This is a genomic window from Promicromonospora kroppenstedtii DSM 19349 (assembly GCF_000515355.1).
In the GTDB taxonomy this organism is placed as follows: Bacteria; Actinomycetota; Actinomycetes; order Actinomycetales; family Cellulomonadaceae; genus Promicromonospora; species Promicromonospora kroppenstedtii.
Genome location: NZ_KI911615.1, coordinates 1,789 through 7,649 on the forward strand (window position 1 = coordinate 1,789; position 5,861 = coordinate 7,649).

Here is a 5,861-nt window from a genome sequence, read left to right on the forward strand (position 1 = left end):
CGCGGCCGCCAGCGCGGCCGGGTCCGGCCACGTGGGCTGCTGCCGCGCCTCCAGGGTGCGGAAGTGGTCCAGCCCTGCCTGGCCGGTGGCCCCGGCAGGCCCAGCAGGCCCAGCGCGGCCTGCCGGACCTGCCGGATCGGTGACGGTGCTCATCGGCCCGCCACCGGTGCCAGGGAGGCCAGCGGTGCCTGTGGTGCCCGCACGTCGCTCAGTGCTCCGCGGGAGCGGCCGGCACGAGCGGCTGGCCGATCTCGGCGAGAATCTGGCCGAACCACTCCTGCGAGACGTCGAACGCCTTGCCGCCGGCGATGCGCGGGAACGCGATCGCCTTGAGGCGGTCGCCGTCCTCCTCGTCGTGGCCGATGACGCCGGACTCGCCGCGCAGGGCGCACTCCACCGCGTAGTCGGTCATCGACTTGATGAGGCGCAGGTCCTCGGCGTTGGCGGCCGCGGCACGCGAGAAGTAGCCCGACTTCTGGACCATGACCTTCTCGGCGCCCAGCTTCTCCGCGAACTGCTTGGCGAACCACTGGCCCGGGTTGATGGTGTCCAGCTTCACGTGGCCGAACGGGTCGCGCTCGACCGTCTCGCCGGCCGCCTCGAGCTGGGCCACGATCTCGTGCATGCCCGCACCCTCCGAGAGGAAGATGTTGACGTTGCCGATCTCGTCCATGACGCCGCGCAGACGCTTGGCCTCACCCTCGAGGTCGATCTCGAGCTCGGGCAGGAACACCGCGTGCACGTCCCAGCGCTCGCGGGACAGGCCGAGGGCCGGTGCCCACTCCTGGTCGTCGAGCCAGCCGCGGTAGGACTGCGCCGTGGCGGCGGTCAGCCAGCCGCAGTGGCGGCCCATGACCTCGTGCACGATCAGCATGCGCGGGCCCACGCGGTTCTCGCCGATGACGTTCGCGGCGAACTTCGCGCCCTCCTCGGCGGCGGTCCACGCGCCGAGCGACTGCTTGATCGGCACGACGTCGTTGTCGATCGTCTTCGGCAGGCCCACCACGGTGAGCTCGTAGCCGTTCTCGTGCAGGTACGCGGCCAGGTCGGCGGCGGTCGTGTTCGTGTCGTCGCCACCGATGGTGTGCAGCACGTCCACGCCGTCGGCCTTGAGCTGCTCCGCGGCGACGTGCAGCGGGTCCTGACCCTCCTGGACCAGGCCACGCTTGACGGCGTCCTTCACGTTGGTCAGCTTCACGCGCGAGTTGCCGATCGGCGAGCCGCCGAACTTGTGCAGGACGTGCGCCTGCTTACGAGCCTCGTCGTCGATCTCGATCTTGTTGCCCGTCAGCAGGCCGTGGTAGCCGTGCAGGTAGGCAATGATCTCGATGTCGGGGTCGAGCTCGGTGTAACGCTCGATCAGACCGCCGACCGACGACGACAGGCAGGGCGCGAAGCCGCCGGCGGTCAGCAGGGCCACACGACGAACAGCCATCGGAGGAGCACCTCTCATCAGGGGGATCTCGGGGGCGCCGCCGCCGGCGTCCAGCCCGCGCGGCACCCTTCGTCGTCATCCTACTGAGCGCCGGGGACACCGCTCGGCGCGTCCGGTGACTGAGCACGCCGTCGGACGGCGCCCGCGGCCCGGTACCGGCCGGCCGGCCGGCCGAGCGGGACCGAGCGGCAGACCGAGCGTGGACAGCCACGCGAACGACGTGAGAAAATGGCTACAAGCCTCTCGGTGCCATGGTGCCCGAGAGGCTTTTCGTTATGACGAACTCCGACCACTCCTCGCCCGCCCGGCTCACCGTCCGCCCGACGACGCCGGCCGACCAGCCCGTGCTCGAACGGCTCTGGCTCCTGTTCCGGCACGACATGTCCGAGCACTCGGGCGCCCTGCCCGACCCGAGCGGCCAGTTCCGGCGCGAGCGCCTGGACGCGTCGTTCACCGAACCAGGGTGGCGCGGCGTCGTCGCGCACCTGGAACCCGCGGGCGGCCCCGTCTCCCCCGTCGGGTTCGCGCTGGTGCGCGGCCTGGACGGGCCCACCCGGGTGCTGAGCTCCTTCTTCGTGGTCCGCGGGGTGCGCCGGATCGGCATCGGCCGGGACCTGGCCGCGCAGGTGCTGCGAAGCTTCCCCGGCTCGTGGGAGATCGCGTTCCAGGATGCCAACGCACCCGCGGTGCGGTTCTGGCGCACGGTGGCGACGGACGCGGTCGGCGAGGCCTGGACGGAGGAGCACCGGGCGGTCCCGGGCAGGCCGGACGTCCCGCCCGACACCTGGATCTCGTTCACGACCAGGTAGCGGCGCGCAACGACTTCGGTCGGTTGTCCTGAGCCCGGTCCGTCGTCGGACCGAGCTCAGGACAACCGACCGAAGTCACGCCCCTCGCCCACACCACTCAGTTGAGCAGGTGCAGGCTCTCCTTGTTCTTGTCCGCGTAGAGGCGCTCGACGTCCTGCTCGAAGTCCTTGAGGAACACCGCGCGCTTCACGCTCTGCTTGGGCGTGAGGTAGCCGTTCTCGATCGTCAGGTCGCCCGCGAGCACCGTGTACTTGCGGATCGACTCGGCCTTCGAGACCGCCTTGTTCGCCCGCTGCACCGCGCCGTCGAGGGCCGCGAGGACATCGGGGTCCTTGCGCGCCTCGTCGACCGACATCGCCGGCTTGCCGTGCATCTTGAGCCAGCCCGGCAGGCCCTCGGCGTCGAGCGTGAAGAGCGCCCCGATGAACGGCTTGCCGTCGCCGACCACGACGCACTGGCTCACCAGGGCGTGCGCGCGGATGCGGTCCTCCAGCATCGACGGAGCCACGTTCTTGCCGCCCGCGGTGACGATGATCTCCTTCTTGCGGCCGGTGATCGTCAGGAACCCGTCGTCGTCCAGCACGCCCAGGTCGCCGGTGCGGAACCAGCCGTCCTCCGTGAACGACTCCGCCGTGGCGGCCTCGTTCTTGTGGTAGGCCCGGAAGATGTGGTGGCCCTTGAGCAGGATCTCGCCGTCCTCGGCGATCTTCACGCCGCAGCCGGGGAGCTGGAGGCCGACCGAGCCGATCTTGGTCGCCGTCGGCCGGTTCACGCTGGTCGGGGCCGTGGACTCGGTGAGGCCGTAGCCCTCCAGCACCTTCAGGCCCAGTCCCCGGTAGAAGTGCCCGAGGCGCTCGCCGAGCGGGCCGCCGCCCGAGACCGCGAACTCCGCGCGGCCGCCGAGCTTGGCGCGCAGCTTGGAGAACACCAGCGCGCTGGCGACCGCGTGCTGCAGCCGCAGGCCCAGCCCCGGGCCCGACGGCGTGTCGAGCGCCCGCGACCAGGCGATGCCCGTCGCCGTGGCCCAGTGGAAGATCTTGGCCTTGCCGCCGGCCGCCGCCGTCTGCTCGGCCGTGTTGTAGACCTTCTCGAACACCCGCGGCACCGCGAGGATGAAGGTCGGCTTGAACTCGCCCAGGGCGTCCACCAGCGTGGTGGTGTTGCCCCAGTGGCCGGTGACGACGCCGCCCGCGACGGCGAGCACGTGGATGTAGCGGGCGAACACGTGCGCCATCGGGATGAACAGGAGGGTGCGTCCGCCCTCCTTGGCGAACACCTCCGGCACGGCCTCGACGGCGTTCACGGCGAGCGACGCGAAGTTGCGGTGAGTCAGCTCGGCGCCCTTCGGGCGACCCGTGGTGCCCGAGGTGTAGATGATCGTGGCGAGGTCGTCCAGGCCGGCGATCGCCCGGCGGCGGGTGATCTCGTCGTCGGACACGTCCTTGCCCTCGGCCGCGACCGCGTCGAGCGCACCGTCGTCGATGACGAGCACGTCGGTCACGAGCGGGCAGGCGTCGCGCACCTCGGCGACGGTGTCGGCGTTGGCCGTGGTCTCCGCGAAGACCAGCTTGACCTCGGCGTCGGACAGGATCCACTCGACCTGCTCGGCCGAGGACGTCTCGTAGACCGGGACCGGCACGGCGCCCGCGGCCCAGGCCGCGAAGTCCAGCACGGCCCACTCGTACCGCGTGCGGCACATGATGCCCACGCGGTCCCCCGGTTCGATGCCGCGGGCCACGAGGCCCTTCGCCACGGCGACGACCTGGGCGTCGAACTCGCCGGCGGTGACGACCCGCCAGGGCTCGCCCTTCCCCGCAGGAACCTCCATCATCGGCTTGCCGGCACCGGCGGCGACCCGCTCAGCGAGAACATCGTTGAGGTTGGAGGTGGGGGGCAGCTCGATGAGGATCGGGCTGAAGATCTCGTCCATTCTGACTCCAGTGGCAGTACTGACCGTGCCTGCAAAGATACCGGGAAACGGACTCCGCGTGTTGCACTCCGCGCGGTCGCTACCCTGGGTGTGCGCACCTTCTCGGTGCAGCCCCCTTTTTCGACGGTCCACGCGGCCGTCGCGCAACGAGAGAACGTGAGGACGAATGCACGCCATCGGGGTCGACATCGGCGGCACCAAGATCGCTGTGGGAGTCGTCGACGAGGAGGGCCAGATCCTCGCCCAGGTGCGCCGGGAGACCGACGCCGACGACGTCGCGCACATCGACAGGGCCATCGCGGACGCGTGCAACGAGCTCGTCAAGGAGCACGAGGTCGGTGCGATCGGCCTGGCCGCGGCGGGCTTCGTCAGCCCCGACCGCACGTCCGTGAACTTCGCCCCCAACATCGCCTGGCGGGAGTATCCGCTGGCCGCGAAGGTGGCCGAGCTGGTGGACGCCGACCTGCCGATCGTGGTGGAGAACGACGCCAACGCCGCGGGCTGGGCCGAGTTCCGGTTCGGCGCGGGCCGGGACGCCACCGACATGCTGATGCTCACGGTCGGCACCGGCCTGGGCGGCGCCGTCATCTCCGAGCGCGACCTGGTGCGCGGCAAGTGGGGCATGGCCGCCGAGGTCGGACACATGCGGGTCGTGCCCGAGGGGCACTACTGCGGGTGCGGCCACGAGGGCTGCTGGGAGCAGTACGCGTCGGGCAGCGCCCTGGAGCGCGACGCCCAGCACGCCGCCGTCGCGCGCGTGGACCAGGCCGGACGCCTGCTGGAGCTCGCCGGGGGCGACCCGGAGAAGATCCGCGGCAGGATGGTGACCGAGGCCGCCCAGGAGGGCGACGAGCTGTCGGTCGAGCTGCTCGCGACCCTCGGCCGCTGGATCGGCGAGGGCTCCGCGTCCGTCGCCGCGCTGCTGGACCCGGAGCTGATCGTGATCGGCGGCGGCGTCGGCGCGGCCGGTGACCTGCTGCTCGGCCCGGTACGCCGCGGCTTCGAGGCGCAGCTGTCCGCCATGGGCCACCGGCCCGTGGCAGCGATCGAGCTCGCCCTGCACGGCAACGAGGCGGGCATCGTGGGCGCGGCGGACCTCGCGCGCCGCTGAGATCTCTCTCCCAGAAATGTCAGACGCTCAGATCACCCGGGTGATCTGAGCGTCTGACGTCTCTGGACCATCTAGACGATGCCTTCTGACGTCTGGACCTGCGGCTCCGGCTCCGGGCGAGATGCCTCGTTCCTCGGCCCTCACCCTGCGCTGCGCCTACGGTTCAGACGACGGCGCCGGGGCCGTCGTCGTCCGGGTCGCGCTGGTGCGGCATGCGCCAGATCAGGACGCCGAGGCCGGCGACGAACAGGCCCAGCCCGATCTGCCCGGCCAGCGGCGGGATCGAGACGGCGGGTACCGCCGCCGAGACGATCATGCCGATCACCGCGAGCACGGGGATGCCCACCACGAAGCTCCACGCCATCGTCAGCAGCGGGTCGCGGGACAGCAGCGCGGGCGGCTCGGGCGGTGTGAAGTGCGAGTCCGCCTCCTCCAGTGCCTCGGCCTCCGGCGACAGCGGCCAGTCGCGCGGCCCCGAGGGCTGGTCCGGACGCGCCCGTCCCGGCTCAGCACCGGCAGCACCGCCCGCGCCGTCGTCCTCCGTGCCGCTCGTGGTCCAGTCGCCGGCTGCCCAGC

The 5,861-nt window shown here is 71.5% G+C and carries 4 protein-coding genes and 1 pseudogene; 2 read left to right on the forward strand and 3 right to left on the reverse strand.

Annotated features, from left to right (window positions below):
• Nucleotides 1–208 precede the first annotated feature (208 nt).
• The gene (locus PROKR_RS04320) at nt 209–1,435 is read right to left on the reverse strand and encodes a pyrophosphate--fructose-6-phosphate 1-phosphotransferase (RefSeq protein ID WP_036959887.1); all 1,227 of its coding nucleotides are present in this window, start codon (nt 1,433–1,435) and stop codon (nt 209–211) included.
• A 275-nt stretch (nt 1,436–1,710) separates the two neighbouring features.
• Between PROKR_RS04320 and PROKR_RS04325 the strand changes: the two genes are divergently transcribed.
• Nucleotides 1,711–2,244, forward strand: coding sequence for a GNAT family N-acetyltransferase (locus PROKR_RS04325; protein ID WP_036959889.1), 534 nt, complete (start codon nt 1,711–1,713; stop codon nt 2,242–2,244).
• Between the two features lie 97 nt (nt 2,245–2,341).
• On the opposite strand, the gene PROKR_RS04330 is transcribed toward PROKR_RS04325, so the two are convergent.
• The gene (locus tag PROKR_RS04330; protein ID WP_036959891.1) at nt 2,342–4,174 is read right to left on the reverse strand and encodes an AMP-dependent synthetase/ligase; all 1,833 of its coding nucleotides are present in this window, start codon (nt 4,172–4,174) and stop codon (nt 2,342–2,344) included.
• A 166-nt stretch (nt 4,175–4,340) separates the two neighbouring features.
• On the opposite strand from PROKR_RS04330, the gene PROKR_RS04335 reads away from it, so the two are divergent.
• Nucleotides 4,341–5,285 (forward strand): ROK family glucokinase, encoded by a 945-nt coding sequence (locus tag PROKR_RS04335; protein ID WP_036959893.1) that lies wholly within the window; start codon nt 4,341–4,343, stop codon nt 5,283–5,285.
• A 163-nt stretch (nt 5,286–5,448) separates the two neighbouring features.
• On the opposite strand, the pseudogene PROKR_RS33880 reads toward PROKR_RS04335, so the two are convergent.
• Nucleotides 5,449–5,861 (reverse strand): annotated as a pseudogene (locus tag PROKR_RS33880) (hypothetical protein); the annotation flags it as partial.